20 protein-coding genes and 2 tRNA genes are annotated in these 26,864 nt (G+C 65.1%); 8 read left to right on the top strand and 14 right to left on the bottom strand.

Features of this window, described 5'->3' with window-relative positions; genetic code table 11:
• Window positions 1–94: 94 nt before the first annotated feature.
• The 4 genes from K1X15_RS07900 to K1X15_RS07885 all read right to left on the bottom strand — a co-directional run bounded on the left by K1X15_RS07900 (window position 95) and on the right by K1X15_RS07885 (window position 5,079).
• Entirely contained in the window at window positions 95–1,186 is a 1,092-nt protein-coding gene (locus K1X15_RS07900; RefSeq protein ID WP_220306920.1) for a DUF1513 domain-containing protein, read from the bottom strand.
• Between the two features lie 2 nt (window positions 1,187–1,188).
• The gene (locus tag K1X15_RS07895) at window positions 1,189–2,244 is read right to left on the bottom strand and encodes an imelysin family protein (protein WP_220306919.1); all 1,056 of its coding nucleotides are present in this window, start codon (window positions 2,242–2,244) and stop codon (window positions 1,189–1,191) included.
• Complete coding sequence (locus K1X15_RS07890) at window positions 2,244–3,755, bottom strand: di-heme oxidoreductase family protein (RefSeq protein WP_220306918.1); 1,512 nt, start codon at window positions 3,753–3,755, stop codon at window positions 2,244–2,246. The genes K1X15_RS07895 and K1X15_RS07890 overlap by 1 nt, the downstream gene beginning before the upstream one ends.
• A gap of 61 nt (window positions 3,756–3,816) precedes the next feature.
• Window positions 3,817–5,079 (bottom strand): imelysin family protein, encoded by a 1,263-nt coding sequence (locus tag K1X15_RS07885; protein WP_220307474.1) that lies wholly within the window; start codon window positions 5,077–5,079, stop codon window positions 3,817–3,819.
• A 137-nt stretch (window positions 5,080–5,216) separates the two neighbouring features.
• Between K1X15_RS07885 and K1X15_RS07880 the strand changes: the two genes are divergently transcribed.
• The 3 genes from K1X15_RS07880 to K1X15_RS07870 are packed head-to-tail and all read left to right on the top strand — an operon-like array spanning window position 5,217 to window position 8,915.
• On the top strand, window positions 5,217–6,215 hold the full coding sequence (locus K1X15_RS07880) for an iron ABC transporter substrate-binding protein (RefSeq protein WP_220306917.1): 999 nt from the start codon (window positions 5,217–5,219) through the stop codon (window positions 6,213–6,215).
• A gap of 46 nt (window positions 6,216–6,261) precedes the next feature.
• Window positions 6,262–7,797: an ABC transporter permease gene (locus K1X15_RS07875; protein WP_240549689.1), complete on the top strand. Its 1,536-nt coding sequence runs from the start codon at window positions 6,262–6,264 to the stop codon at window positions 7,795–7,797.
• Complete coding sequence (locus K1X15_RS07870) at window positions 7,794–8,915, top strand: ABC transporter ATP-binding protein (RefSeq protein WP_220307473.1); 1,122 nt, start codon at window positions 7,794–7,796, stop codon at window positions 8,913–8,915. Before K1X15_RS07875 ends, K1X15_RS07870 begins: the two co-directional genes overlap by 4 nt.
• 5 nt (window positions 8,916–8,920) lie before the next feature.
• On the opposite strand, the gene K1X15_RS07865 is transcribed toward K1X15_RS07870, so the two are convergent.
• The gene (locus K1X15_RS07865) at window positions 8,921–9,940 is read right to left on the bottom strand and encodes a zinc-binding alcohol dehydrogenase family protein (RefSeq protein WP_220306915.1); all 1,020 of its coding nucleotides are present in this window, start codon (window positions 9,938–9,940) and stop codon (window positions 8,921–8,923) included.
• Between the two features lie 373 nt (window positions 9,941–10,313).
• Here K1X15_RS07865 and mgtA point away from each other — a divergent pair, with 373 nt between their 5' ends.
• Window positions 10,314–12,830: a magnesium-translocating P-type ATPase gene (mgtA, locus tag K1X15_RS07860; RefSeq protein WP_420828376.1), complete on the top strand. Its 2,517-nt coding sequence runs from the start codon at window positions 10,314–10,316 to the stop codon at window positions 12,828–12,830.
• Window positions 12,831–12,835: 5 nt separating this feature from the next.
• Here the strand turns inward: mgtA and K1X15_RS07855 are convergent, their stop codons facing one another.
• The 4 genes from K1X15_RS07855 to K1X15_RS07840 all read right to left on the bottom strand — a co-directional run bounded on the left by K1X15_RS07855 (window position 12,836) and on the right by K1X15_RS07840 (window position 18,123).
• Window positions 12,836–14,038 carry an efflux RND transporter periplasmic adaptor subunit gene (locus tag K1X15_RS07855; RefSeq protein ID WP_220306913.1) on the bottom strand — a complete coding sequence of 401 codons (1,203 nt, stop codon included), beginning with the start codon at window positions 14,036–14,038 and terminating at the stop codon, window positions 12,836–12,838.
• A 2-nt stretch (window positions 14,039–14,040) separates the two neighbouring features.
• Window positions 14,041–16,401: an ABC transporter permease gene (locus K1X15_RS07850; RefSeq protein ID WP_220306912.1), complete on the bottom strand. Its 2,361-nt coding sequence runs from the start codon at window positions 16,399–16,401 to the stop codon at window positions 14,041–14,043.
• A 5-nt stretch (window positions 16,402–16,406) separates the two neighbouring features.
• Window positions 16,407–17,066: an ABC transporter ATP-binding protein gene (locus K1X15_RS07845; protein WP_220307472.1), complete on the bottom strand. Its 660-nt coding sequence runs from the start codon at window positions 17,064–17,066 to the stop codon at window positions 16,407–16,409.
• A gap of 640 nt (window positions 17,067–17,706) precedes the next feature.
• On the bottom strand, window positions 17,707–18,123 hold the full coding sequence (locus K1X15_RS07840) for a cupin domain-containing protein (protein ID WP_220306911.1): 417 nt from the start codon (window positions 18,121–18,123) through the stop codon (window positions 17,707–17,709).
• A gap of 102 nt (window positions 18,124–18,225) precedes the next feature.
• On the opposite strand from K1X15_RS07840, the gene K1X15_RS07835 reads away from it, so the two are divergent.
• Window positions 18,226–19,119, top strand: coding sequence for a LysR family transcriptional regulator (locus K1X15_RS07835; protein WP_220306910.1), 894 nt, complete (start codon window positions 18,226–18,228; stop codon window positions 19,117–19,119).
• Between the two features lie 150 nt (window positions 19,120–19,269).
• Here K1X15_RS07835 and K1X15_RS07830 read toward each other — a convergent pair whose 3' ends face one another.
• Window positions 19,270–20,169, bottom strand: a complete 900-nt coding sequence (locus tag K1X15_RS07830) for a LysR family transcriptional regulator (RefSeq protein ID WP_220306909.1) — start codon at window positions 20,167–20,169, stop codon at window positions 19,270–19,272.
• A gap of 98 nt (window positions 20,170–20,267) precedes the next feature.
• Between K1X15_RS07830 and K1X15_RS07825 the strand changes: the two genes are divergently transcribed.
• Genes K1X15_RS07825 through K1X15_RS21590 form a run of 3 tightly spaced genes read left to right on the top strand, consistent with a single transcriptional unit; the run spans window position 20,268 to window position 24,368 of the window.
• Entirely contained in the window at window positions 20,268–21,824 is a 1,557-nt protein-coding gene (locus tag K1X15_RS07825) for a proton-conducting transporter transmembrane domain-containing protein (RefSeq protein ID WP_220306908.1), read from the top strand.
• A gap of 24 nt (window positions 21,825–21,848) precedes the next feature.
• Window positions 21,849–24,221, top strand: a complete 2,373-nt coding sequence (locus K1X15_RS07820) for a YbcC family protein (protein ID WP_240549687.1) — start codon at window positions 21,849–21,851, stop codon at window positions 24,219–24,221.
• Between the two features lie 39 nt (window positions 24,222–24,260).
• On the top strand, window positions 24,261–24,368 hold the full coding sequence (locus tag K1X15_RS21590) for a TIGR02186 family protein (protein ID WP_220306906.1): 108 nt from the start codon (window positions 24,261–24,263) through the stop codon (window positions 24,366–24,368).
• 186 nt (window positions 24,369–24,554) lie between these two features.
• On the opposite strand, the gene K1X15_RS07810 is transcribed toward K1X15_RS21590, so the two are convergent.
• The 4 genes from K1X15_RS07810 to tet form a co-directional block, all read right to left on the bottom strand.
• A tRNA-Asp gene (locus tag K1X15_RS07810) sits at window positions 24,555–24,631 on the bottom strand.
• A 269-nt stretch (window positions 24,632–24,900) separates the two neighbouring features.
• Window positions 24,901–24,976 (bottom strand) — tRNA-Val (locus tag K1X15_RS07805).
• A 135-nt stretch (window positions 24,977–25,111) separates the two neighbouring features.
• Window positions 25,112–25,384, bottom strand: a complete 273-nt coding sequence (locus tag K1X15_RS07800; protein ID WP_046104301.1) for an HU family DNA-binding protein — start codon at window positions 25,382–25,384, stop codon at window positions 25,112–25,114.
• Window positions 25,385–25,585: 201 nt separating this feature from the next.
• A complete protein-coding gene (gene tet / locus K1X15_RS07795; RefSeq protein ID WP_220306905.1) occupies window positions 25,586–26,785 on the bottom strand; it encodes a Tet(A)/Tet(B)/Tet(C) family tetracycline efflux MFS transporter in 1,200 nt (399 codons plus the stop codon).
• Window positions 26,786–26,864: the final 79 nt, after the last annotated feature.

The raw sequence follows: 26,864 nt of genomic DNA, 5'->3' as shown, positions 1-26,864 counted from the left end.
TGCTGGTCATCTGACAGCATATACGGTCATCATGCGCCCAAAGTTACGCGGACGCACGCCGCTCACGGCGTTATGAACTCCGCGTCGGGCACGGTCAGCCGAGGCGCAGGAGGTGGTTGTCGAACTGGAAGTCGAAGCGGCGCGCTGTCCGCTCCGCGCCGGCAAGGCCTATCATCTCCCCCATGCCGCTGGTCGCGACGAAGCCGGCCTTGTCGGCCGCCAGCCCGCAGCCATTGCGCAGGGTCTCCACCAGCACCGGCCTGCGGCTCTGCGTGTCGATAGCCACCAGCAGGTCGCCCTGCGGTGACGAGACGGCAATCATGTCGCCATCCGCGGAGGCCGCGACCGAACCGACATAGTTGCGCAAATCGCCCAGCGTCTCGGGTGGCAGTTCTATCAGCCGGATGTCTCCATCAAGGGTCGCGTAACCGACCAGTTGCGGATTGTTGCTTGGCGCGCCCTTGTACTGGCAGCCGAACCACACCCGCGATTGCCCATCGATGGCCATGTGGCGGATGGAGAGCTGGTGCAGGCCGGGATCGAGCCGGAGCTGGCCGACAAGATGTCCGTCTCGCCGGTCGATGAACGCCACCGAAGGATCCATGGTCTCAAGGTTGAGTTCAGTGCGGCCATAGTCGGGATGGGTCTCGATGCCCCCATTGGCGACCACGAAGGTCACGCCGTCGGGCATCAGCAGCACCTCGTGCGGACCGGTCCCGTAGGTTGGAAACTCCCCGATGCGCCGATAGCCATCGGTTGCGTCATAGATGCCGATCACGCCCCGGGCGGCCTCGAAGTCGCTTTCGGTGGCATAGAGCAGCCTTCCATCGGGCGAAAACACGCCGTGACCGAAAAAGTGCCGGCCCGCGATGCTGGTCAGGGTCTGTGGCGCTTCGCGTCCATCCGGATCGAACACCAGTGCAAACGTGCCGGGCTGGCGCGCGAACACCACCCCCCTGCCCGCCTCGCGGCTGATGGTGATGTCGTGCCCCCGGTCCGGCAACTCGATCGTGGAGATGACGTCACCGCGCTCGCCCATGAGCACCGCACCATACGACCCAGCAGCAGTCTGCACGGCACTGGCGAAAACGAGGTCATTGCGTTCAAGCGCCAGCACCTGCCCCGGCAGCAAACCGGCCAGAAACCCGGCCCCGGCAGACTTGAGGAAGGCTCGGCGCTGCCACATGATCAATCTCCGTCGAGCGAGGAAAACCCGACACTGAGACCCAGCGTGGCCGACAAGTCCTCACCGATCAGGGCCTGCAATTGCCGGGTAGCCTCGACGAAATCAGCAAGGGCCGCGGCCTGGATGGGGTCGGTGACCGCCTCTTCCACGGGCGCGGTGACTGTGTCCAGAGCCACTTCGGCCCGATCGAAGGCGGCATTGATCTGCGCGGCCAGGGCGGCATCGGCAACCACGCCGGAATAGGTCACGAGCTGGCGCAGCCCATCCAGATTGGCGCGGAGCATGGGGATGGTCTGGTTCGACCGCCAGAACAGCGCCAGTTTCGGGCTGGCCCTGCCGTCGTCCCCGGCGATGAACGGATTGACCCGGCTATCCCGTATCGCTTCCACGCCATGCGCCACCAGCCCCACCAGTGCCTCGAGCGATTCGGTCTCGGTCCGATAGTCCGCGTAGCTCGCATCGGGTTGCATCAGATGGCCGGCGATTCCGTCCGGATCGTCCCAGGCGGTGACGATATCGGCGCCGATCAGCGCCAGATTGTCGGCGATGGCACGGCCATAGGCGCAACGGAAGGCGCCTTCGGCACCGGACAGCGTCTCCGAGCCGGTGCCGAATAAAACGAATTCGAGCGCGCCCAGGCCCTGCACGGCCACGCTCTTGGCATAGAGGCCGGCTGGATCGGTCGCATCAGCATCCTGTTCAGCCAGGCTTTCCTGCACCTGCTTGAGACCAATGCTGCGCCGGTCGGGCCAGAACAGGATCCGGTCCGCGCGGTTGTCCTCAAGCAGAGGACCAAGGCGGAAGAACTCCATGCGTCCATAGGCCGTGGCCACGTCTGTGAAGGCGTCCCTGGCTTCCACGAGGCGGTCGCTGCCGGGCTCGGCGCATAGACCCGATATGCCTGCCGCCATATCCGTTCCGCTGTCTGCGAAAGCCTTCACCTGGGGACGAATGACGTTGCTGACGCTGGAGCGCAATATCTCTGATGGCGTGACGATCTGCGCCGTCGCCGGTGTAGCCAGGCAGAGAACGGCCAGTACTGGGAGCAAAACTCGCATCACAGTGACTCCAGAAACGTCAGCAGGTCCGCCCTCTGGTCCGCGCTCATGGTAGCGAAGGCATCGCGCGCCGCTTGCGCTTCGCCGCCGTGCCAGAGAATGGCCTCGGTCAGGTTGCGCGCGCGGCCATCGTGGAGAAAGAAGCTGTGTCCGGACACGGTCTGGGTCAGCCCGATCCCCCAAAGCGGCGGCGTGCGCCATTCATAGCCATCTGCCTGCCCCTCGGGACGGTGATCGGCCAGGCCCTCACCCATATCGTGCAAGAGGAAGTCAGAATAGGGCCAGATCAGTTGGAAACGCAGGGCCGGATTGTCGGCGGCCTTGCTGGTCACGAATTTGGGCACGTGGCAGCTGGCGCATCCGGCCTCGTAGAAGCCCTGCTTGCCGACCAGCACGGCCGGGTCGTCCACATTGCGGCGCTCCGGCACGCCCAGGGTCTGGGCATAGAAGGTCACCAGGTCGAGCACCGGGTCCGGCGCTTCGCTGGGGCCCAGGCGCGCCTGCTCGCCTGTCGGCAGGGCCAGGCAATCGGGCTGGTTGTCGGTGCAGTCACCATGGGGATGGTCCACCAGGGGCGTCGAAATACCGATGTCACCGGCAAAGGCGCCGGCCGATTGGCTGCGCACGCTGGCCATACCGGCCTTCCAGCCGAAACGTCCAAGCGCGACCGTGTGCGTTTCGGGGGCAATGGTCCAGTTGGGCCGGCCGGAAATGCCGTCCCCGTCCCTGTCGTCGGGATCGGCCAGTGCCAAAATATCCTCGGCCGGGATCTGTTCGACCAGACCGAGGCCGATCATCGGATTGGCCATCCGCGGCGAGAGCATGACATTTTCGGACAATGGGCCATAAGCGAGATCGGCAACCGAATAGGTCGGCGCGCGCAGCGTGACGATCTCGCCATCGCCCAGGGTCACCGGCAGGTCGGCATAGTCGATCACCATGCGCCCCTCGGCCGGAAGGCCCGGGACGGCAAAGTCCTGCAATTGCGTGCCATAGGTGGGGTCGCCCACCTCTCCGGCAAACACGCCATCAAGCGCGTCGCGCGTATCGGGCTCGCTGGGCGGCACCGAGAGACGCAGGAACATCGAGACGTTCTCCGCCTGCCCCTCAAAAGGCGGATGGCCACGGCCGTCCTTGATGTGGCAGCTCTGGCACCCGCGCGCATTGAATAGCGGCCCCAGCCCGTCGGACGCCTGGGTGGAACTGGGCGAACTGACCCAGATCTTGCGGAACAGGGCGTTGCCGAGCTTGAATCGCTCTTCCTGCTCGAAACTCAGATTGTCGAGGAAGTGGCTGAACGAATCCTGGTTGACCGAAAAGCGGGTCGTGCCCTTGCCGGCGGGATTGGTTTCGAAGGCCTCCGCCTTGGAGAAGTCGGTCGTCGGGGCGGTCACGGCCCGCACGCGTGCCAGCTCTTCAGCACTGAGGTCCGTGCGACCGATGCCATCCTGTGCCAGGACAAGGCCGCTGCCGAGCAGCGCAATCAGCGCGAATGTGAGGCGGAGTTGCATTCGAATTCCAGGTAATTGCCGACCCGGGCCAGATAGCCCGGGCGGGACTTAGCAGATCATCCTATTCGAACACAGCGTCCGGATTGGACAGCGAGTCGCTGTCCTCGATGGAGACGTCTTGCAGATCGAGCAGGGCGACGGCGCGCTCGATGCCGCGCGTCTGGGCGATGAGGCCATTAATGGCGGCCTGTACCACCGCATTGCCTTCGTCATTGCCCTCGCCGATCTGCTGGTCATAGGCCTCTCCGGCCTCGGCGCGATCGGCCATGGCCTGCATCTTGACCATGGTGTCTTCGAGCAGCGCCTTGATTTCGCTATCGAGCGCGGCATCCCTTGCCGCAATCACATCGGAGATGGAGGGGCCCTCGACCACCGAACCGTCGATGCGGCGATAGCTGCCCAGATAGACGTTCTGAACGCCGCGGGCATCCTCGAGATGCGAGATGTGCGTGTTGTCCGAGAAGCAGTCATGCTCCTCCTCCGGGTCATGGAGCAGGAGACCGAGCTTCATCCGCTCACCGGCCAGTTCACCAAAGCTGAGCGAGCCCATGCCGGTCAGAATGGCCGAAATCCCAAGGTCCGGAAGCGCTGCGCGCGCTGCGCCGTCCTCGTCCCAATTGGTCACCATTTCTTCGAGGTCGCTCACCAGAAGGCTCGACGCGGATTTGAGGTAAGCTGCACGGCGATCGGCATGCTCGGCAGTGGAATAGTCCGTGTAGGGCCTTTCGCCCGCACCCGGCCCGGTACCGTTGAGGTCCTGGCCCCAGAGCAGGAATTCGATAGCGTGATAGCCAGTGGCAACGTTGGACTCGACGCCGGCTGCTTCCTGCAATGCATCCTGAAGCAGTGCGGGAGTGATGTTGGTGGCGTCGACCTCGTTGCCGTCGATGGTGATGAGAGGATTGGCAATGACATTGGCCACGTAGAGCGCGTTGCTGTCACTTTCCGTGCCGTAGCTGGCCGCGACATAGTCGATCAGCCCCTCGTCCAGCGGCCAGGCGTTCACGCGCCCCTCCCACTCGTCGACGATCGGATTGCCGAAGCGGAAGGCTTCCGTCTGCTGATATGGCAGGCGCGCTGCCTTCCAGGCCTCGCGGGCGGCCGCCAGCGTTGCCTCGCTGGGGTCGGCAATCAGCGCATCGATGGCGGCATCGAGCGCCTTGGCGGTGATCAAGGCGTCTTCATAACCCGAGAAAGCCAGGTCCGCATAGTTGTCGAGCACGGCCGCAGGGTCCGGGGCCTGCGCGAGGGCAGCGACCGGCGCGACCGACAGGGCCAGTGTTACAGCGAAACCGCGCAATGTGCGCCTGCCAAACGGATGCATCTGCCATTCCTCCAGTGAAATCAGAAAGGTGACTACGATAATCATCTTATTTAATCAACCGCCATGGACATCGGCAGGCGTTTTAATTAGACAGTCGCCATCATCTTTCCTCACAAGCACGGGCCAGGAGTACGGAAATGGTCAATCGGACAATGCAGCTTGCAGCCATGGCGCTGGCGATCGGGCTTGCCCAGCCGGTGCAGGCGCAGGAGCCGATCGTGGTCTATAATGCCCAGCATGAGAGCCTGGCGCAGGAATGGGCGACCGCCTTTACCGAGGAAACCGGCATACCGGTCGTGCTTCGCCAGGGCTCTGACCTCGAAGTAGGCAACCAGATCGTCCAGGAGGGAAGCAATTCTCCCGCCGATGTGTTCCTCACCGAGAATTCTCCGGCCATGGTGCTGGTGGACAATGCCGGTCTCTTCGAACCGCTGCCGCAGGACCTGCTTGATCAGGTCCCGGCCCAGTTCCGGCCGGCTAATGGGCACTGGATGGGCATTGCCGCCCGCTCGACCGTCTTTGCATACAATACTGACAAGCTGTCCGAGGCCGACCTGCCCCAGACTATGGGCGATCTCGCCGACCCAGAATGGCAGGGGCGCTGGGCCGCTTCGCCCAATGGTGCTGACTTCCAGGCGATCGTGGCCGCCTATCTTGCGATCGAGGGCGAGGCGGCAACCCAGGCCTGGCTCAAGGGCCTGCAGCAGAACGCCGTGATCGTGCGCGGAAATCGGGCTGCGATGGCCGCTGCCAATAATGGCGAGGTCGATGGCGCGCTGATCTATCACTACTATTGGTACGGCGATCAGGCCGGCACGGGCGAGAGCAGCGGCAATACCGCCCTGCACTATTTCGGCAATCAGGATCCCGGCGCCTTCGTATCGATTTCGGGCGGCGGAGTGCTCGCATCCAGCCAGCACAAGGAAGCCGCGTTCGACTTCCTGCGCTTCATCACCGGCGAACAGGGGCAGAGCGTCCTGCGCGACGGCACCTCCTACGAATATGCAGTGGGCGTTGACCGGGCCTCGCATCCGAGCCTGCCGGCCCTCGAGACCCTTGATGCTCCGCAAATCGATCCGAGCATGCTCGATACGACGGCGGTGACCGCACTGATGACGGAAGCCGGACTGCTCTAGACCCAGCATGACAGCAAGCACCGCATCGTGGCGCCCCGGGCGGGGCTTGCGTCCCCCGTCCGGCGGGGGCGGATACCGGCTGATCGTCGGGGCGGCGGTGCTGACCGGGCTGCTCAGCCTGCTCCCCCTGGCCTTTGTCCTCTATGTGGCGACCACCAGCGGCTGGGACACGATCATGGATCTCGTGTTCCGCCCCAAGGTCGGGATGCTGCTGGTCAATACGGTACTGCTGCTCGTGCTGGTGCTGCCGCTTTCGGCGGCGCTGGCCGTGGCGCTGGCCTGGCTGGTGGAACGGACCGACCTGCCCTTTGCCCGCTTCTGGTCCTGGACTGCCGTGGCCCCGCTGGCGCTGCCCGCCTTCGTTCATTCCTATGCATGGAGCGCATTTGCCCCGCGCTTCCACGGCATCGGGGCGGCGGTGCTGATCTCGATCCTGGCCTATCTGCCCTTCGTCTATCTGCCGGTTGCCGCGCAGTTGCGCCGGCTCGATCCAGCTCTGGAAGAGACCGCGCAGTCGATGGGCAAGACGCCCATCGGCGTGTTCTTCCTCGTCGTGCTGCCGCAATTACGCCTCGCCATCATGGGCGGCACATTGCTGATCGGACTGCACCTGCTGGCCGAGTACGGCCTGTTCGTTCTGACCCGCTTCGACACCTTCGCCACCGCCATCGTCGACCAGTTCCAGTCGGTCTATAGCGGCCCCTCGGCCAATCTGCTGGGCGGTGTCCTGGTGTTGCTGTGCCTGGTGCTGCTGGGTCTCGAAACGCGCTGGCGCGGCCGCGAACGCTATGCCCGCGTCGGCTCGGGCGCCGCCCGGCCGCACCGCCGCCGGGCGCTGGGCCAGTATCGCTGGATCGCCCTGCTATTGCCGGTGGCTTTCGCGTCCCTGGCGCTGCTGGTGCCGCTGACGACCCTGCTGCGCTGGCTGTGGGCAGGCGGCGCCGCCATCTGGCGGTTCGACTATATCCTGCCTTCGATCGGCCAGACGGCTCTTCTGGCTGCAACCGGCGCGGTCCTGACCACGCTTGCAGCGCTGCCCATGGCCTGGCTCAGCGTCCGGGCGCCGGGCAAGCTGCAAAGGGCACTCGAGGCCAGTCACGCCTATGTCGGCGCGCTGCCGGGCGTTATCATCGCCCTGGCCCTCGTCACCGTGACCGTGCGGATCGCGCTGCCGCTCTACCAGACCGCGGCTACGCTCGTCTTTGCCTATGTGCTGATGTTCCTGCCGCGGGCCCTGGTGGGTCTGCGCACGAGTATCGCGCAGGCGCCAATCGAGCTCGAACGCGCCGCGGCAAGCCTGGGCCGGCCGCCGCTCAATGCCATCTGGCATACCACTATCCGGCTGGCGGCGCCCGGGGCACTGGCCAGTGCGGCGCTCGCGGCGCTGGGCATCACCACCGAGCTCACGGCGACCCTGATGCTGGCGCCCAACGGCACGCGCACCCTGGCCATGCGCTTCTGGTCCTATACGAGCGAACTGGACTTCGCTTCCGCCGCGCCGTATGCGCTGCTGATGATCGTGCTTTCCATCCCTCTCGTGGTCCTGCTGCAGCTGCAATCGGACCGCGTCGACCAGATCTGACCATGCTCGAGCTCAAGGACATTACCCGGATCTATCGCGGCCAGCCGGCCGCGCGGGACGTCACGCTGACGGCACCGGCCGGTGGCCGCACCGTCATTGTCGGTCCTTCCGGCTCTGGCAAGACCACGCTATTGCGCCTGATCGCCGGTTTCGAGGCACCCGACCGGGGCGAGATCACGCTCGGTGGACGGGTGCTGGCGTCGCCAAGCGTCTTCGTGCCCCCACATCTGCGCCGGGTGGCCTATGTACCCCAGGAGGGGGCGCTGTTCCCCCATATGAGCGTGGCTGCCAATATCGGCTTCGCCATTCCGCGACAAGCAGCAGACCGGCACGCCCGCATTGCCGAGCTGCTCGAGAAGGTCGGGCTTTCCGCCGTCATGGGCGAGCGCCGCCCGCACCAGCTCTCGGGCGGCCAGCAGCAGCGCGTGGCGCTGGCCCGCGCCCTCGCCCAAGAACCGGAACTGATGCTGCTCGACGAGCCGTTCTCGGCGCTCGACACCAGCCTGCGCGATGCAATGCGCGACATGGTGGAGAGCCTCTTGGCCGAGCGCGGCATCACCGCGGTGCTGGTGACCCATGACCAGGCCGAAGCGATGGCCTTTGCCGATCACCTGATCGTCATGCGCAACGGCAAGGTTGCCGATGCCGGTTCTCCCCAAAGGCTTTACGAGCGCCCGGCCGACATGGAAACCGCGGCCTTTCTCGGCGATGCCATCGTGCTGCCGGCCGATATCGTGGACAAGGTGGCAATGACGGCGCTGGGCCCGGTTGTCGTGGACCATGCCGGGCCGGCGCTTGGCACCGTGCTGATCCGGCCCGACCAGATTTCTCTATCCCCGGCTCCTGCGGCCGGCAGCGACGAAAACCGGCGGCCGCTGGTGCGCCACCGGACCTATTGCGGCGGCCATTGGCGGGTCGAGATCGAGTTCATCGATCGCGGCGCCCCGGAAATCGCGTCCATCTTCTGCGCCGGTCCCCGGACCTTTTCGATCCGGGTCGACAATGCGCTGGATATCAAGCCCGGGGAGCATGTGGACGTGAAGCTGGCCGGCCCAGCCCATGTGCTAAGGCGGCAGGCGCTGGACACGCAATTGGTCCCCTCGCCGGGCCGCCCCTGACTCCGTCAGGCAGCGGGCTCCAGGCTGACCAGAATCTTGGTGAAATCACCGGGCCTGGCGTCCCATTCGGCGAGTTTGCCTGGCGCTTCCTCCAGCGGCACCGTGGCGCTGACGATATGGCCGCCAGCCTCGGGATTGTCTCGCAGCCAGGTGACAACGTCGTTGAAATCGCTCCGCAGTGCATTGCGCGAACCACGGATATCGATCTCCTTGGTGATGAAGCGCTTGGTATCGAAGGCAACGGCATCCTTGGCATAGCCTATATAGACCACGCGCCCGCACTGGCCGACCAGGTCGACCGCAGCCAGGAAGGTGCTGACCGCACCGACTGCCTCGATGACCACATCGGGCCCGCCGGGGACCAGCTCCTCGATCCTTTTCGCCAGGTCCGCGTCTGACTCGAGTGCATGGGTGGCACCCAACCTGCGGGCCACATCGAGCTTGCCGGGGCTGAGATCGACGGCAATGACCTGCGCGCCGCGCCGGAGACAGCCCATCATGGCCCCGAGCCCGATCATCCCGCATCCCAGCACCACCACTGTCTCCCCGGCCTGCACCTCGGCCCGCCGCGCGGCGTGAAATCCGACGGCGCAGGGCTCGACAAGGGCGACGTCGCGCAGGGCCAGTCCAGGCACGGCAAGCACCTTTTCTGCCGGAACGACAATTCGGGAGGTCATCGCCCCTTCGCGCTGCACCCCCATGGTCTGGTTATTGACGCAGGCATTGGGCCTGCCCGCACGGCAGGCGCGGCAATGGCCACAATTGAAATAGGGAAGCACCGTCACAACGTCGCCTACCGCCAGCCCGGCGACACCCTGGCCCAGGGCCGACACGGTGCCGGCAATCTCATGCCCCGGCACGCGGGGATAGGAGACAAGCGGGTTCAGCCCCCGATAGGAAGTCAGGTCGGAGCCGCAATAACCCACGAAAGCCGGATCGATGGCGACCTCGCCCGGACCGGGTTCAGGAACCGCGATCTCCACGATGCGAGCCTCGCCGGGCTGCTCAATGGCCAGTGCCTTCATGTCGTCCTCCCCTTCGACGCCCGATGATCAGCATTCGGGAATGCCATATAGCAGGCGCGACGACGATGTCGCAGGCGAAATTGCGACCGGGCGTTCGGCACGCAGCCGAAACGCCACGAACTGTTCTGGCTGCCCATGCGGGCGACGGTGAGCCAAGCGTTCCACCGACAGTGCCTGGCCGGTTGAAGCCCTTCCCGCCGCAATAGCCCTTGGTTCGCCTTGACGCCGGTCAACCAAGGGACGCGCCGCTCAAGGCATTATTGCACTGCGCCCGCGGACGTAAGGGAGGGAGAATGCTGAAATGGCCAACCGTCACGGGCATGAGGGCTTCTCTGCCTCAGGTGCCGCCCCTTGGCTTGATGAAGACTGGTCGCTGCCCGACCATCTCCTCTTCAACAAAATGGGCTCCAGCCTCCAGGGCCTGTCAGTATCTGAAGCGAGGAGGAGTCAGGTCCGCCCCTCGAAGATGTCTGGCCCAAGAGCCACCCTCGCGGCTGTCGCGGGCCTGCTTCTGGCTCAGTTCGCCACGCCGCTGGTGCTCATTCTCATTTTTGGCGCCGCGGTTGCGGCCGTGGTGGGAGAGTGGAGCGAGGCGGCCGTCATTATGGCCATTGTGCTGGCCAGCGGGCTGCTCGGCTTCGCACAGGAATATCGGGCTTCCCGGGCCATGGAAGCGCTCCGCGGACGCCTGGCCATCACTGCCCGCGTGCGCCGCGAAGGAGCGGAATTGGGGGTTCCAGCCAGTGAAGTGGTGCCCGGAGATGTGTTGCTGCTGGCAGCAGGCGCCCTGATCCCGGCCGATGGTGTCGTCATGGAAGCCATCGATCTCAGCGTCAGCGAGTCCGTGCTGACCGGCGAAAGCTTTCCGGTCAACAAGCAACCGGTGCCGGTGGCACAGACTACGGCCCCGATGGCGCGCACCAATATCGTCTTTGCCGGCACCTCGGTGCGCAGCGGCACGGGGACAGTGCTTGCAATGAAGACCGGGGACGACACCGAAGTCGCCAGGATCGGCGCGACCTTGCGACGGGCCGCACCCGAGACTGACTTTGCCCGTGGCATTCGCGATTTCGGCTACCTGATGATGCGGATCATGGTGGCCGTCGTGGTCATCATCTTCGTGGCTAACCTGCTGCTCGACCGGCCCCTCGTCGACTCGCTGCTGTTCTCCATCGCGCTGGCCGTCGGGCTGACGCCGGAACTGCTGCCGGCCATCATCAGCGTGACCCTGTCGCGCGGGGCGATGCGGATGAGCAGGGCCGGCGTGCTGGTGCGGCGGCTGGGGTCAATCGAGAGCCTGGGGACCATGGACGTCCTGTGCACCGACAAGACAGGAACCCTCACCGAGGGGGTGGTGAAACTGGACGGCTGGTACGGGACGGATGGGCAGGCGTCCGAGCGCGTCCTGCTGCTGGGGCAATTGAATGCCCGCCTACAAAGCGGCATGGACAATCCCATGGACAGCGCCATCGCCGCCATCGACGCCCCGGCCCAGCTGTCGCGGTTCCACAAGCTGGGCGAGGTGCCCTACGATTTCGTCCGCAAGCGCCTCTCGGTGGCCGTAGAGGACGGCGCGGGTGGTCGGCAGCTGATTTGCAAGGGCGCGGTGGCCAATGTGATGGCGGTCTGCTCATCCATGCGCATTGGCAGCAGGATCAGGCGGCTGGGTGCGACGGAGCGGACGGCCGTGGAAGAGCGATGCCGTATCTGGAGCCAGGATGGCTTTCGCGTCCTGGCCGTCGCCACGAACAAATTGGCCGCCGGCACCCCCGTGAGTCGCGATCTCGAGGCCGGTCTCTGCCTGGAGGGCTACCTGCTGTTCTTCGACCCGCCCAAGGCCGGTATCGAGGCCGATCTGGCCGCCCTGGTTGCCAGGGGCATTCGGGTCAAGATGATCTCGGGCGACAATCGCCACGTGGCAGAGCGCCTGGCCCGGCGCATCGGGCTGCCGTCACGCCACATCGTCACCGGCGCGGAACTGGCGCACCTGACGCGGAGCGCGCTCCAGGCCCGCGTGGACCGCACCGACCTGTTCGTCGAGATCGATCCCAACCAGAAGGAGCGGATCATCGCGGCGCTGCGCGCCCGGCAGCATGTGGTCGGCTATCTGGGCGACGGGATCAACGACGCTCCTGCCCTTCACGCCGCCGATGTCGGCATATCGGTGGATACGGCTGTCGATGTGGCGCGCGAGGCCGCCGATATCGTGCTGCTCCGGCGGGATCTGGGCGTCGTGGTGCGGGGGGTCGAAGATGGACGCATCATCTTCGCTAACACCATGAAATACATCCTGGTCACTACCAGCGCCAATCTGGGCAACATGATCAGCATGGCGGCGGCTTCGCTCTTCCTGCCATTCTTGCCCATGCTGGCCAAGCAGATCCTCCTCAACAACTTCCTGTCCGACCTGCCCTGTCTGGCGATCGCCTCCGACGCCGTCGATCCAGCCGATCTCAAGGCTCCGCATGGCTGGGACATTAGGCAGGTGCAGCGTTCCATGTTCGGCTTCGGCCTTGTCAGTTCCCTGTTCGATTTCGTCACCTTCGCCTTCCTGCTCTACGTCGCGCGGGGCGAGGTGACGGCATTTCAGACCGGCTGGTTCGTGGAATCGCTGCTGACCGAACTGGCCATCATCTTCGTCATCCGCACACGTCGGCCGCTCTGGTCCAGCCCGCCGGGGCAACTGCTCGTGCTGCTGGCGCTTGCAGTGGCCTCGGTGGCCATCGCCCTGCCCTATCTGCCCCTTGCCGACGCGTTCGGCTTTGCCCCGATGCGGGCAGATGTGCTGCTGGGGTTGGCGGCCATCACCGGCACATATCTGTTGACCTCGGAGTTTCTGAAGCAGCGGCTCCATCCGGCACGGCGAAGCGCACGGCGCCCGCCGGGTTGAACCGGCTATTGCCGTGTCTCAGGGGGACCGGCGCTGTCGACGTCCACTCCATCCACCAGCGTGTCTCCGGGATGGGTGATAACGATATCCCCTGGGTCCAGGCCACTCAGCACTTCCGCGAAATCGGCATTTCGCTGGCCCAACTGGATGAGGGCCAGCCTGGCCTTGCCGTCGATGACGCGGAACACGGCCCATTGGTCCGCGTCCCTGAACAGGGCACCGATGGGGACAAGCACCCGGTCCTTCCCCTCCCAGACCACGATATCGGCCACGACCCGAAAGCCGTGTCCCAGCCGCGACCAGACCTGGGGCGGATCGAGCAGGTCGAGGACCACCTCGGTGCGTTGCTCCTCGATGCCCAGGGCACTGACTTTGGTCACCGCAGCGGGGCTGATGCTGCTGACGCGTGCCCGTAACGGCTCACCACCCCAGTTCCTGATCGTGGCAGGCGCACCCAATGTGATCCGGACAGCGTCGAAAGAGAGGACTTGCACCACGACCTCCATGTTGGCGGGTTCCCCCAGCTCCATCAGGGGCGTGCCTGGCTGCACGGCCTGTTCGCTTTCGGTAAGAACCGTGAGGACTTGCCCGGCAATGGGGCTCGGCACATCTGCGCAGCATTGACCCGCCGGGGTGGTGGCACTGCCCTGGATGAGCGTGGCGCGGGCGCTTTCGAGATCCTGCTGGCGCATGGCAAGCGTTGCTTGTGCAACCTGGACATCCCGCTTCGCCATCGAGAGGGCGAGCGTGGCCTGCTCATTGACCTGCGCGGAAACGACGCCACGCTCGGCGAGGGCCGCCTTTCGGGTCGCATCCGCATCCGCATAGCCGGCGCGCGACTGCGCTTCCGAGAGCGACGCCTCGGCCAGCTGTACGGCTGCCTCCGCTGCTGCAACGGCGGCCTCGGCGATCAGGCGCGAGCGCTCGTCGAGCAAGCCGGGCGGCGCCGGTTCGATCACGGCGACGGTCTGACCCAGGGTGACGGGATCGCCGGCGTGGATATCGACGCGCACCAGCCGGCCGGCCACTGGCGCTGTCACCCGATAGACTTCCCTGATGCGCGAAACGCCTTCCTCCTCGACGGTCACGGCGAGGCTGCCCCGCTCGATCACGGCCACTTCCACGGCCACCGGCCGGGGCCAAAGGGCCCAGGCAGCACCGGCCAAGATGCAGGCAATGATCGCTATGCTGATGATGCGTCCCACCATTTCTATTCCCTCGTCTTGAGCACGGCGATCATGTCGAGACGGTCAATGCGCCGCCTTACGACCAGGCCGGAGAGCCCCGCCGCGGCGGTCACCACGGCGGTGGAGTACACAAACACGCTCGGCTCGAGCACCAGGGGCATGGTGAAGAGCTCGCTCGAAAAGCTGCTGACCATGCCGCGCGCCAGGCCAATCCCGAGCAGCCAGCCGATGGGCTGGGCGAGTAGCGTCACCATGGCGATCTCGGCCAACAGCAGCATCGAGACTTCGCCCCGGCTGAAGCCGAGCACCCGCAGGCTGGCCATTTCGCGCCCCTGCTCGGAGAGCGATATGCGCGCAAAATTATAGACGACGCCGAAGGCGATGACCCCGGCCATGGCCAGCAGCACGCCGATCATCACGAACATGTTCTGCGCCATGGTCTCGCGGAAGCGCTCGAGCGCGACCGAGCGGAGGCTGATCATGCCCAATGCCGGCGTCGCCTTGAGCGCGGCGAACAGCTCGGCTTGCTGCCTTTCGTCGATCTCGACATTGACGCCCGATATCTGCGGCGAGCGGCCCAGAAGCGTGTCGAGGGCCTTGAGGTCCATATAGGCGGCGAGGCCGAGATAGCCTTCGATCAGACCTGCGACACCGACGGCATACATTCGCCCGTCGCCATCGAGCGGTCTGATCTGCACATTGTCGCCCGGGCCGACCCTGAGCAGCCGGGCGAGCGCCCGGCTGACGATCAGCCCCTCATCGGGCAAAACGACAGGTCGAAGCTGGTCATCGAGCAGGCGGGCCTGGTCGCTCCCTCTTGCATAGGCCGTGAGGCCGATGCGCCGGCTGACGGGACCCTTGCTGATCTCGACGCCCACGCTTGCGAAGGGCTCTGCCGCCAGGACGCCCGGAAGCCGAGCGACCTCATAGAGCGCTGCAGCCGGCTTGGATCCGAGGAAGGTGATGGTCCCGTCCTGCCGTTCCGTGCGGTTGAAGGTGTAGTCGACCATGTAGTTGATGGCGCCCACCGACCAGAGCGAGCCGATCAGAATTGCCGTGGCCAGGGCCAGGCCCACCACGCCGCCGGCGGTTCGCCAGGGCCAGTGCAGCAGGTGTCGCAATACGATGATCCAGCGTTGCGGCACCTCGAAATGGAATGGATTGCGGGCACCCAGTATCCGGCGATAGACCGGCGGAGCCGGCGGCACCATGGCCACGGCCGGCGGCAGCCATGCCGCCTGGCGGACGGCGCGCACCGCGCCCAGGACGGACGCACCCATGGTCACCGCAGCCGCAATGACATAGATGGCCGGGTCGCGGCTGAAGGTTAGCACCGGGAAGCTGTAGTAGCGCGCATAGAGCACGGTAAGCGCATTGCCGGCCCAGATGCCGAAACCATAGCCGACGACAATGCCGAGCACGGCGATCAGCAGCACGAACTCGACATAGTGCCAGGCGATGCTCCAGGAGCTGTAGCCCAGCGCCTTGAGTAGGCCGATCTGCTCCCGCTCGAGGGCAATGAGCCGGGTCAGCGTCATGTTGACGAGAAACGCTGCCACGACGAGGAAGATGGGCGGCAGCACGGCGCTCATGCCGCGCAGCTGCGTCAGTTCGGCATCGAGAAACACGTGTGAAGTCTGCTGGCTGCGTCCATAGGCGCCCTGCCCGCCATAGGGGGCAAGCAGGCGGTCGAGCTCTTCGATAACGCTGTTCGCGGCAGCGCCAGGCGCCAGCTTGAGGGACACCGTATTGAAGGCCCCGGTCAGGTCATAGGTCGCCGCGATCATGGCTTCGGGCATCCACAGGACCCCGAACCGTCCCTCGCTGGGCATGATTTCGCCCGGCGTCATGGCGTAGATATAGTCGGGTGCCAGCGCGATGCCGGTGATGGTGACCGGGCGGTGCGTGCCGTTCATGACGACATCGAGGCGGGAACCGGGCACCAGGCCGCGCGCCTTGGCAAAGACTTCGCTCACGACGGCCTCGGTGGATTGGCCGGTTTCGGGGAGCCGGCCGCTGCGCAGATGCAGCTGGTTGAGCGGCTGGGGTCCCGCGGGAAGGGAGATCAGGAGCACCGAGGCCGGCTCTGCAAGGCCCTCGACGTCGGCGGGGGCGAGCCTGACGATGCGGGCGTCCACGACGAGGACGCCGTCCAGCTCGCCGATCGCCGGAAGCAGGGATCGCGGGGCTCGCGCCACGCTGGCGAAGATATCGGCGAAGTTGTTCCGCGCGTAATAGTCGGCCCGGGTCCTTTCCAGGGACTGATACGTGCCTATGCCGATGATCAGGGCCGCCACCCCGGCGGCGATCACCAGGCCAATGGACGCCGCCTGGGCCCAGAGGCGCCGCAATTCCCGCAACAGCTTGATGTGCAGCGCGTTCATGGCTCTCACCAGCTTATCGCGGAAGCCGGGAGACGTGTCTGGTTCGTCTCCACTGAAGCAATCCGCCCATCGGCGAAATTGATGACGCGATGCGCGATCGCGCGGATGGCCACATTGTGGGTGATGACCAGCGTCGTCGTGCCGAACTCGGCATTGACGCGCAGGAGGGCCTCCAGGACCACGACGCCGGTCTTGGAATCCAGCGCGCCGGTGGGCTCGTCGCACAGCAACAGGTCGGGCCGCTTGGCGATGGCGCGCGCGATGGCGACCCGCTGCTGCTCCCCTCCCGAGAGCTGCGCCGGAAAGTGGTTCATGCGATCCGCAAGGCCGACCAGGTCGAGCGCTTCCTCCGGCCGCATGGGCCTGCGGGAGATCTCGGTGACCAGTTTCACGTTCTCGCGGGCCGTCAGGCTTGGAACCAGGTTGTAGAACTGGAAGACAAAGCCGACATGATCGCGACGATAGCGGGTCAACGCCGCTTCGCTGGCCCTGGCCAATGGGTGGTCCAGGAACCAGGCTTCGCCTGAGGTCGGCGTGTCGAGCCCGCCAACGAGGTTGAGAAATGTCGATTTGCCCGACCCCGAGGGGCCCAGGATAACGTCGAACTCCCCGGCCGATGCCGCGAAGTCCACCCGGTCCAGGGCCAGTACCTCGACGTCGCCCATCTTGTAGATCTTGGTCAACCTGCTTGTTTGCAGCAGCGGTTGATGCGGCGGCAAGGTATGGCCCCTCCTCCCCGATTGTCGTGTCTGCTATCGGTTCACCATCATCCGCGCATTCTGCCCGGCGTTGCGAACCTGTCATTGACCTCTATCAAACGATAGCAAAGCACCGGCCAGCGGCTGAGGACGCGCGCTGAGCCGATCGGCCGCTCACGACCCCCATGCACCCCAAGGGGCCGGCGCGGCTGGATATTCCAGCCGAGGTCACCGAACGCTGGGTCCCAGGCCTCTATCAGTCCGAGCCCCGCCCCGACGCGTCCGGCCGTGGCCAGGACGGATGATGAGGACGATTCAGCACGCATGGAGGGGGTAAGGTTTTAGCCAAACTCGGCTTTTTGGGTGGCTGTCCAGCTTGTATTGAGGTCATGTTGGCCGAGGCGAAGCGCCTGGCACCGAAGACGTCCTGTGGGACGGCATGCGGCCCTACAGCGACGTCAGGCCCGCTAGGACGACTTGAATGGGGTCGAAATCGGTATTCCGGTTCTGTCTCTTTGTTTCCACCCCACGGCCGTCACCCTCGGCCTTGAGCCGAGGGCCCTGTACTTTGGGGTTCGGTCGCGCCGGGACGGGTCAAAACAGACCTTTAACTGTCGTTGGGATGGACCGGGTCGGCGAACGGGGCGTCGGGATCGCATACATAGAACAGGATGGTGACCGCGGGTACATCGCCCTCGTTGCTTCCGACCATCTTCACGTGAGGCGGTTCGACGAACACCTGTCCGGCCCCGATTGACAGAGGCTCGCGCCCGTCGAGCCTGAGCGTGAACACCCCCTCGGTGACGTAGACGGTCACCGGAAAACGGTGCGAGTGGTGAGGGGTTACGTCGCCGGGCTGAAGCACGGCATGCAAGACTCGAACTTCCTGCCGGCTGCCCTGTGGCAAGGTGTCGAGGACCTCGCGATGCAGAGGCGTCAGCTTGGCCATGCCCTGATCTTTCGCGGTGCGCGTCACACCTATGTCCAGAGCTGCGATCATCGTTTCGACTGTTGCCTTTTCCATTTGACTCCTCCTCAGTAGCGGTGCTCCAGAGGTAGCTGCTCGAGATTAGCGACGGGAGCCGCAAGTTTGCGGAAGGGCCCAGCAGAAATGCATAACTCGGCCATGTTCGACTGGAACGACCTGCGTTACCTGCTAGCGGTGTCGCGAAACGGCTCCACACTCGCGGCAGCACGGGCATTGGGAGTCAATCAGTCGACAGTGCATCGGCGCATCCTCGAACTGGAGCGGCGGATCGGCATCTCGCTGGTGCATCGATACCCGACTGGCTATCAGTTGACCGAGATGGCAGAGCGCCTGCTGCCCGCAATTGCCAACGTGGAAGCAAGCATCTCGGACCTGGAGCGAGCGATCGTCGGCCTCACCAACGACCTTGCCGGTGTGGTCCGACTGACCTGCCCCGAGCCGATACTCTCCCGCCTGATGGCTTCCGGCTTTGTCGATCGGTTTCATGCGCGCTATCCCGGCCTCAGGATCGGCTTCGTCATCAGTGATCAATACGTTGACCTTGCCGGTGACGCCGCTGACGTGGCGTTTCGTTCCGGCGATCCGGGCGACGAGCGGTTGGTCGGACGCAAGATCGCCGACTCCAGTTGGGCCGTCTATGCCAGTCGCGACTACCTCCAGCGCCGAGGCCAGCCGCGCTCGATTGAAGATCTCGTGCAGCACGACCTTATCGGCTTCGACGGTGTGATGGAGAACCACCGCGCCACGCAATGGCAAGCCAGCGCACTACCGGGAGCCCGTATCGTAGCGCGGAACAACAGCGTTCTCGGCGTGGTCACGGCAGTCAAGTCGGGGCTTGGCGTGGCGCCGCTACCAACCGCCATCGCCGACACCGAGCCGGACCTCATCCAGGTGCTCCCACCTGTGCCGGAACTGGCACGATCCTGGTACTTGCTCTGTCACCCGGACCAGAGATCGACCCCGCGTATCTCGGCATTCATCGATTTCGTCGTCAGCGAGATACCGGTCCTAAGGAAGGTCCTTGGCGGGTAGCCCGCCGTCAGGGCCAAAAAGCCGCGGTTCTGTCACTTTGGCGATGAGCTCCTCACTGGTCCATCCGCAACGCGCCCCGTTTCTGCCGTTCGGCCGGCCCCACTCTCTCCGAAAAGCCGTCTGTCCGGATCCAGCCGAAACGAGTTTCAGTTAGCTGTCCCGCGCTTCAAGGTCTCTGATGGCCAGGTCCATGACCTCCAGCGCCAGTGGGTTCGGAAAGCGCCGCTGCAGGGTCACGGCCAGAAACTGTTCGGTGATGTCCTTCAACTGCGCGCGTTCGACCAGAAGGCCGGAGGCCAGTTCGTCGCGCACCACGATCGGCGGCAGAACGGCGAGGCCCGCGCCGCCCCGGACCAGGAGGCGCAGGGTCGCCATGTCATCCGCCTCGGCGGCGATCCGAGGGACAATGCCGAGACGTTCAACAAGACCGTCGAAGGCGGTGCGAAGTGCCGTTTCCGGCGTCGGGAGGATCAGGGGCGCGCTCGTCAGGACCGATGCCAGCGTTTCCTCGCCGGTCGCCACCGTCGGATAGCCCACCACGCTGACCGGCTGTTCGGACAGGGCGCGCACGATGAATGGGCTCGCTGCGTCGCGCGCCGGGGCAAGATTGGTCAGTGCCACATCGAGGTTGAGCGACTGCAGCCCGCGCATCAGGTCTGCCTGCGTTCCCGAGCGGATGATCACCTCGACATCCTCCCGCCCGATGAGCGGGGTCACGAAGCCGATCAGGAAATTGCGCGACAAGGTCGAGAGGGCGCCGACCCGCAGAACACGGCGCGCCCCCTGCGCCAATGCCAGTGTGGCGGTCAGATCGTCGGCGGTGCGAAAAATCGTTTCGGCATGGTCGAGCGCGATGCGTCCGGCCTCGGTCAGCACAAGACCGCGTCCCCGCCGTTCGAAGAGGTCGTGGCCAAGGGACGTCTCCAGCGTGCGCAATTGCGTGGAAACCGCGGATTGCGAAAGGTTCATCGCCTGTGCGGCGCCCGTGAGCGTGCCGACGCGGGCGACGGCGCGAAAAAGACGGAGGTGGTGCAGATTGAGCTGGGACATGGTTCTATAAAAACGAATGATAAGGCGTAAAATATGTAATTTTCTTGAAGTCAGGCAAGGCGTATCTCGCGGGCAGCAGCACAAACCAAGGCGCAGCCATGACCTTGCCGATCCTGACATTGCTTTCGCCGCTGGCCGTGTTGGCCACCGCGCTCCTCGCCATCCGCACACCGGGCCGGCGCCCAGGCAGGCTGCCGCGGATCGCCGAGGTGTCGGCCATAGCCGCGCTTGTCTTGGCCCTTGCGGGCCTCCTGCAGCAGATTGTGGCCGGTTCGGCGGCCATCTCCACCCAGGGCGGCCTCGTCGGCTTCCGGCTCGACGCGATCAGCGCCACGATGACCTCGCTCGTCGCCTTCATCGGTTGGATCGTGGTCCGCTATTCTCGCTTCTATCTCGATGGCGAAGCGCGGGAGGGCGCTTTCCATGGCTGGATGCTCGCAGGGCTTGGTGCGGTCCTGCTCCTGGTCCAGGCGGGGAGCCTGCCAGTGCTTGTTGCGGCCTTCCTGGCCATTGGGGCCGCGCTGCGGCACTTGCTGCGGTTCTACGCCGAGCGGCCCGAAGCGCGGCGGGCCGCGGCAAAATTCACCCTGGTCTGGGGCCTGGGCGATGCGACCCTCGTGCTGGCGACGCTGCTCCTGGCGCAAGCCTATGGCACAGTGGACATAGCCACAGTGAGCGCCGCCGTGACGGCGAAAGGTCTCACACCAGCCGCGCATGCTGCCGTTGCGCTCATGGTACTGACAGCGGTCTTCAAGACTGCAGCCTTTCCGCTCCATGGATGGCTGACCGAGGTCATGGAGGCGCCGACGCCGGTCTCAGCCCTCCTGCATGCCGGCATCATCAATTCTGGCGGTGTCCTTCTCATCCTGATGGCGCCCCTCGTCCAGGCAAGTCCAGGAGCCATGGCGACGCTCGTCATGATCGGCGGGTTCACCGCACTCTTTGGCGGCATGGTCATGCTGACCCAGAGCGTGGTCAAGACAGCACTGGCCTGGTCGACCGTGGCGCAGATGGGCTTCATGCTCCTGCAATGCGGCCTGGGACTGTGGCCCCTCGCGCTCCTGCACATCGTGGCGCACTCCCTCTACAAGGCCCATGCGTTCCTCTCTTCGGGGGGCGCGGTGGTGGCAGTGCTGCAGGCGCGCAAACCCGGCCCCATCGCCGTGCCTGATCTCGGCGCGGTGGCGCGGTCTTTTGGACTGGCATTGGCGCTCTTCACCGCTGTCGCCTGGGGCTTTGGCTTCCTAGCAGGGCCAAAGTCTGCCCAGGCGCTGGCGCTTGGCGCGATCCTGATTTTCGGCGTGGCCTATCTGGTGGCCCAGGGTCTGGCGGATGCCGCGCCAAGAGCACTGACCCTGCACACCTTGCGCGCCTCGCTGGGCACCGCCGTGGCCTATTTTGCCCTGCATATCGTGGCGAGCGCGCTATGGGGGCCAGGCCTGCCTGCAGCGCCGGTCGCCGGCCCGCTGGAATGGGCGCTGATCGTGCTCGCGCTCTTGTCTTTCGGCCTCGTGGCCTTCGCGCAGGCGCTATTTCCGCACTGGGCCCACCACCCGGCGACGGCGGGGCTGCGGGTGCATGTCGCCAACGGCCTCTACCTCAACGCCCTCCTGGACCGCGCCATCGGCGGCCTGAAAGCATCCAGGACACACTGATCGAAAAGGACAATCGAGATGTTCATGAGTCAAACCTGGACGCAGTCGGCCAGCGCCGCAGATATCCTGAAGGCGGCCGAGGCTGCGGCGCGGGCGATCCCGCCGGCCTTCCCGCTCGAGGGCACGGTTGCGGTCAATTCGCTCCTGGGGCAGGCAGGCGAGGACATGGCCAAGGCTGCGGCGCGTCTCGGCCGCGTCGCCGGCGTGACACTGACGCAGGACCGCGCCGCCTATGCCAGGCAGATAGCCGAGGGCAAGATCCTTGCGACAGACCTCCAGGCGGCGCTGGATGCCAGCGCATCGCCACTGAAGCCCGATAATCTCGACACCCTCAGGGCCGTCCTTGCCCGGCAGCCGGCTGCGCCCATGGCATTGCCGACCGTCGCCGATCTTGCCCTGCGGGAGAGCGGCATCGACTGGCCCGCCGTCATCGCGCGGAGCTTCGGGCTCTGGGCGGCCGGGCATTTCGACCGCGGCCAGGCTTTCTGGACGCCGACGCCCGGACTTGGCGCCTATGCCTCCTGGAGGGCCTGGGCAACAAACGACATGACACCCGAAATTGCCGGGTTGAGGGGCTTCTGCTCCCATGTGGCCGCCGCGCCGGACACCGCCGATCGGGCCATCCTGCGCGCGACCACTGCCCTTGGCCTTGCCGGAGAAGGCGCGGAAACTGCGCTGCATCGGCTGCTCATGGACCTTGGCGGTTGGTCGCAGCATGCCCGGTGGCTGCTTTGGCAGGCGGAACTAAGCGGCACGACCGACGCAACGCTGACCGACATGCTCGCGATCCGCCTGATCTGGGAAGAAGCGATCCTGGCGCAATTCCCCGAGGTGACCGAAGCGTGGCTGGCGACGGTGGCGGCCCATGCCGAACCTATTGCACCAACGCAGGACCAGGTGATCGACACGATCCTGCAGACGGCCGCCGAGCATGCCTATCAAAGGCAGTTGATCTCGCTTCTCGGTGCGCCAAAGCGGCCCGAGAAGCGGCCAGCGGTTCAGGCGGCCTTCTGCATCGATGTGCGGTCGGAAGTCTTTCGGCGGGCCTTCGAGGCCCAAACCCCCGACATCCAAACCATCGGTTTTGCCGGCTTTTTCGGCCTGCCGCTGTCCCACAAATCCCGGGGTTCAGATATCGAGCAGGCGCATTTGCCTGTTCTGCTCGCACCGACCATGCATAGCACGAGCCAGGCGGACGAGAAGACCGAGCAGGCCGTCCGGATCGGAGCGCGTGCCAGGCGCGCGTGGGGCCGGTTCAGGCAGGCCGCAGTGTCCTCGTTCGCCTTCGTGGAGGCCGCAGGGCCGCTCTATGGCTGGAAGCTCGTGAAGGATGCGTTCGGTCTCGGCGCCGCGGGGCTGAAGCCCGAACCCGCTCCCCAGATCGTGGGCGGCCTGACCGCCGCGCAAAAGTCCAATATTGCAGCGGCCGTGCTGCGGGCAATGAGTCTGACAAAGGGGCATGCCCGCCTGGTGCTGCTGCTCGGCCATGGCGCCCATGTCACCAACAATCCGCATGCAAGCGCCTATCAGTGCGGCGCCTGTGGCGGCCAGACCGGGGAGGTCTCCGCGCGGATCCTGGCTGCGCTTCTCAACGATCCCGACACGCGGGCGGGCCTCCTGGAGCAGGGGATCGAACTGCCAGAGGACACGCTTTTCATCGCCGGTCTCCACGACACGGTGACGGACACTGTGACCTTGCATGCCGACGCCGAGCATGGGGCGCATGGACCCGATATCGCACAGGCGATGGGTTGGCTGAAGGCTGCCGGGTCCATGGCAAGGGCCGAGCGCGCCCTTCGTCTCCCCGGCGCGACGTCAGAGAGCCTTGCCCGCCGCGCAGTCAACTGGGCCGAGGTGCGCCCGGAATGGGGCCTGGCCGGCTGCGCGAGCTTCATCGCAGCGCCCCGCAGCGTCACAGCCGGAGCTGATCTTGGCGGCCGGACTTTCCTTCACACCTACGACTGGAAGCAGGATAAGGGTTTCTCGACCCTCGAGCTGATCCTGACCGCTCCCGTCGTTGTCGCGAGCTGGATCAACCTTCAATATTACTGCTCCGCTGTAGCCCCTGACACCTTCGGTGGCGGCAACAAGCTGATCCACAACGTGGTGGGTGGCATTGGCGTTGTGCAGGGCAATGGTGGCACTTTGCGGCCTGGACTGCCCTGGCAGACAATCCATGACGGAGAACAGCTGATGCATGAGCCCCTGCGCCTGACGGTGATGATCGAGGCCCCGAAAGCTGCAATCCTGGACGTGCTCGACCGTCACGCAGAGGTGCGCGCGCTCTTCGACAACACCTGGCTGCACCTCTTCGCGATTGAGGATGGCAAGGTCACTGGCCGCTACCTCCCCGGCCTGGCATGGGCCGACGAAATGAAGGCAGATCGGGCGGCCTGATGAAGCCCTTATCCGTCAACTCGTCGCATCTTGTCCTTGATGAGAGCCTCACTTGCCGTCGGCCAGTTTCCAGTGCTCTACGGCTTGGCCTGTGTTGTCCTGGCATTGTTCATCGGCTGGATTGGTGGTGTCGTGTTCAAACGCTAGGCCCGGTCTGCGCTGCCTCGTGCGGTGGTAGGTCCCACCATCAGAGCATTCGTGCAGCATGCCGAGGTCGGCGGGAAAAGCGGAGGCCGCTCTGCGAAGAACACAACGCCTTCGCAACGTTGAAACGCTGTCAGACCGGAAACTGAAACTTCATGGGGGGGAAGCTGCGCAAACCCTGGGAAAGGGTGGCGCGAGAGACGGGGCTCGAACCCGCGACCTCCGGCGTGACAGGCCGGCGCTCTAACCAACTGAGCTACTCCCGCAGCGCTTGCGAACAAGTCGTTCGCGCAACGTGGCGTCCATGTACTGGGCGCCTATTGTGAAGTCAAGCGCCCTCGCCGCATTCTGTCGCAGAAAATTCGAAAACCTGGATCGGGGCTGTGGAAAACTTTTTTCTCTCAATGGGAAAGCGGCGAAAGCTCAAGCGAACTCTGAGCCACACTGTGCCGGTGTCATCGTTGAGAAAGGTGGGAGGCGCGCACCGCGGCGGCACTCGCGCCCTCGGGCGCGCAAGCGGATATCGCGGGGGGAATGGTGGGCGATGACGGACTCGAACCGCCGACATCCTCGGTGTAAACGAGGCGCTCTACCAGCTGAGCTAATCGCCCCGGGCCGAAGCCACAGGTGAACGGCGCCCTGATTAGGGTGCCCGCCCCTGCCCGTCAACTGACATTTGCAGGAACATAAACGGCCCCGGCGTCATCCGCGCGGGGCCGATCGCCAAGTACAGGCAGGCAGCGATCTTAGTTGATCGCGTCCTTGAGGCCCTTGCCGGGCTTGAACTTGGCCTGGTTCGAAGCCGGAATCTGAATTTCCGCGCCGGTGGCCGGGTTGCGGCCGGTCGAAGCCTTGCGCTGGGAGACGGCAAAGGTGCCGAAGCCAACCAGACGAACTTCGTCGCCACCCTTGAGAGCAGCAGTAATGGCTTCGAACACTGCGTCAACCGCTTCGGCGGCCTGTGCCTTGGTGATCGTAGCCTTGTCGGCAACGACGCCAACCAGATCGTTTTTGTTCATAGCGTTTCCTCACAGTGAATGCCCGCCGTCTCTGGCGAACGAAAACGCCGACAACCTTTTGCGATTCTGCGCTCGGCGCAAGGAAATCCGGGGGTTTTCGGCGGCCCGACGGTGCAAAGCTGTTAATGGACCGGAAAAATCGGCCTCGCAAGCCCGGATAAGCTCAAATCCCGGGTTTGCCGGGGATTGTCCCCGCTTTGCCTATGCCGCCCCTCCAGACGCGATTCCGGCAGGTCGCCTTATGCCCACCATGAGCGGCAGGGCACAGAGGTAGATCCCAATGGCCACCAGCCATATCGCGCCCGGCCAGGTTGGGCGGAGCCCGAAATAGGCAAAGCTGAAAAGGAGGGGCCCGAACACCGACGCGAGGCTGACAAGGCTGGCCAGCACGCCCTGCAATTGCCCCTGCCTGCCGGAATCGACCTGCCGGGTCATGAGCGATTGAAGCGCCGGCATGCCGATACCCCCCAGGGCGAATATGGGCATGATGACGAAGACCAGCCAGCCCTGCCCCGCCCACGCCATCACCAGCATGGCGCTGATTTCGCAGGCCATGCCCAAAAGCAGCGCCCAACGTTCGCCCAGCCGCGCCACGGCGGGACCGGTCAGGAAGGCCTGCGCGATGGCATGAAGAAGGCCAAAGGCGCCAAGGGACAGGCCGATCATCATGCCGTTCCAGCCGAATACGTCCTCGCCAAAAATGGCCCAGGTCGTGCCATAGACGTTTCCGACAAGGCTCATGATGAGATAGATGCCCATCAGCGGGATAAGGGTCTTGAACGTGAAGGCCCAGGCCAGCGGCCGGAACGGATTGAGCGTGTCCCAGGTGAAATGGGCATCGCTCTGCCCCTTGCGCGATTCGGGGAGCACGAAGAGGGCGAGGGCGAAGTTCACCGCGTTCAGCGCGGCAGCGACCAGGAAAGGCGAACGCACCCAGACATCGCCCAGCACGCCGCCCAATACCGGCCCGACGATGAAACCGATGCCGAACATGGCATGGAACAGTCCGAATCGCCCTGCCCGTTCATCCTCGCTCGAAATGTCGGTGATGTAGGCCGTTGCCACGGCCATATTGGCACTGGTCACTCCCGCAATGGCGCGACCGATGACCAGGAGCCAGAGTTCGGGAGCGAAGGCCATGACGAGATAGTCGACAGCCGCACCAGCCAGCGACACCAGCAGCACCGGCCTGCGGCCGAACCGGTCGCTGAGCACCCCGAGTATCGGCGAGAAGAGGAACTGGCACGCCGAATAGAGCGCCAGCATCACCCCAAGGATGGTGGCGATATCGGCCGTATGACCCACTTCGCGCAGCAGTGCCGGCAGGATGGGAAAGATGAGCCCGATGCCGACGGCATCGAGCGTAACGGCCGCAAGAATAACGACCAGTGCCTTGTTCATGGGTCCCGCTCCAGTTTGACTGCGCCGCTGGGCGGACTGGCAGACGGGCTGCTCACGAACCCGCGATGACGCCCTGATG

It is taken from the genome of Devosia salina, from assembly GCF_019504385.1.
Taxonomy (GTDB): domain Bacteria; phylum Pseudomonadota; class Alphaproteobacteria; order Rhizobiales; family Devosiaceae; genus Devosia; species Devosia salina.
This window is presented reverse-complemented; position numbering and strand designations above follow the sequence as displayed.

Excerpts from the sequence above, each read along its gene's own strand:
- K1X15_RS07900 (WP_220306920.1), bottom strand. The coding sequence starts at position 1,186 with ATGTGGCAGCGCCGAGCCTTCCTCAAGTCTGCCGGGGCCGGGTTTCTG.
- K1X15_RS07895 (WP_220306919.1), bottom strand. The coding sequence starts at position 2,244 with ATGCGAGTTTTGCTCCCAGTACTGGCCGTTCTCTGCCTGGCTACACCG.
- K1X15_RS07890 (WP_220306918.1), bottom strand. The coding sequence starts at position 3,755 with ATGCAACTCCGCCTCACATTCGCGCTGATTGCGCTGCTCGGCAGCGGC.
- K1X15_RS07885 (WP_220307474.1), bottom strand. The coding sequence starts at position 5,079 with ATGCATCCGTTTGGCAGGCGCACATTGCGCGGTTTCGCTGTAACACTG.
- K1X15_RS07880 (WP_220306917.1), top strand. The coding sequence starts at position 5,217 with ATGGTCAATCGGACAATGCAGCTTGCAGCCATGGCGCTGGCGATCGGG.
- K1X15_RS07865 (WP_220306915.1), bottom strand. The coding sequence starts at position 9,940 with ATGAAGGCACTGGCCATTGAGCAGCCCGGCGAGGCTCGCATCGTGGAG.
- K1X15_RS07855 (WP_220306913.1), bottom strand. The coding sequence starts at position 14,038 with ATGGTGGGACGCATCATCAGCATAGCGATCATTGCCTGCATCTTGGCC.
- K1X15_RS07850 (WP_220306912.1), bottom strand. The coding sequence starts at position 16,401 with ATGAACGCGCTGCACATCAAGCTGTTGCGGGAATTGCGGCGCCTCTGG.
- K1X15_RS07845 (WP_220307472.1), bottom strand. The coding sequence starts at position 17,066 with ATGGGCGACGTCGAGGTACTGGCCCTGGACCGGGTGGACTTCGCGGCA.
- K1X15_RS07840 (WP_220306911.1), bottom strand. The coding sequence starts at position 18,123 with ATGGAAAAGGCAACAGTCGAAACGATGATCGCAGCTCTGGACATAGGT.
- K1X15_RS07835 (WP_220306910.1), top strand. The coding sequence starts at position 18,226 with ATGTTCGACTGGAACGACCTGCGTTACCTGCTAGCGGTGTCGCGAAAC.
- K1X15_RS07830 (WP_220306909.1), bottom strand. The coding sequence starts at position 20,169 with ATGTCCCAGCTCAATCTGCACCACCTCCGTCTTTTTCGCGCCGTCGCC.
- K1X15_RS07825 (WP_220306908.1), top strand. The coding sequence starts at position 20,268 with ATGACCTTGCCGATCCTGACATTGCTTTCGCCGCTGGCCGTGTTGGCC.
- K1X15_RS07820 (WP_240549687.1), top strand. The coding sequence starts at position 21,849 with ATGAGTCAAACCTGGACGCAGTCGGCCAGCGCCGCAGATATCCTGAAG.
- K1X15_RS21590 (WP_220306906.1), top strand. The coding sequence starts at position 24,261 with ATGAGAGCCTCACTTGCCGTCGGCCAGTTTCCAGTGCTCTACGGCTTG.
- K1X15_RS07800 (WP_046104301.1), bottom strand. The coding sequence starts at position 25,384 with ATGAACAAAAACGATCTGGTTGGCGTCGTTGCCGACAAGGCTACGATC.
- tet (WP_220306905.1), bottom strand. The coding sequence starts at position 26,785 with ATGAACAAGGCACTGGTCGTTATTCTTGCGGCCGTTACGCTCGATGCC.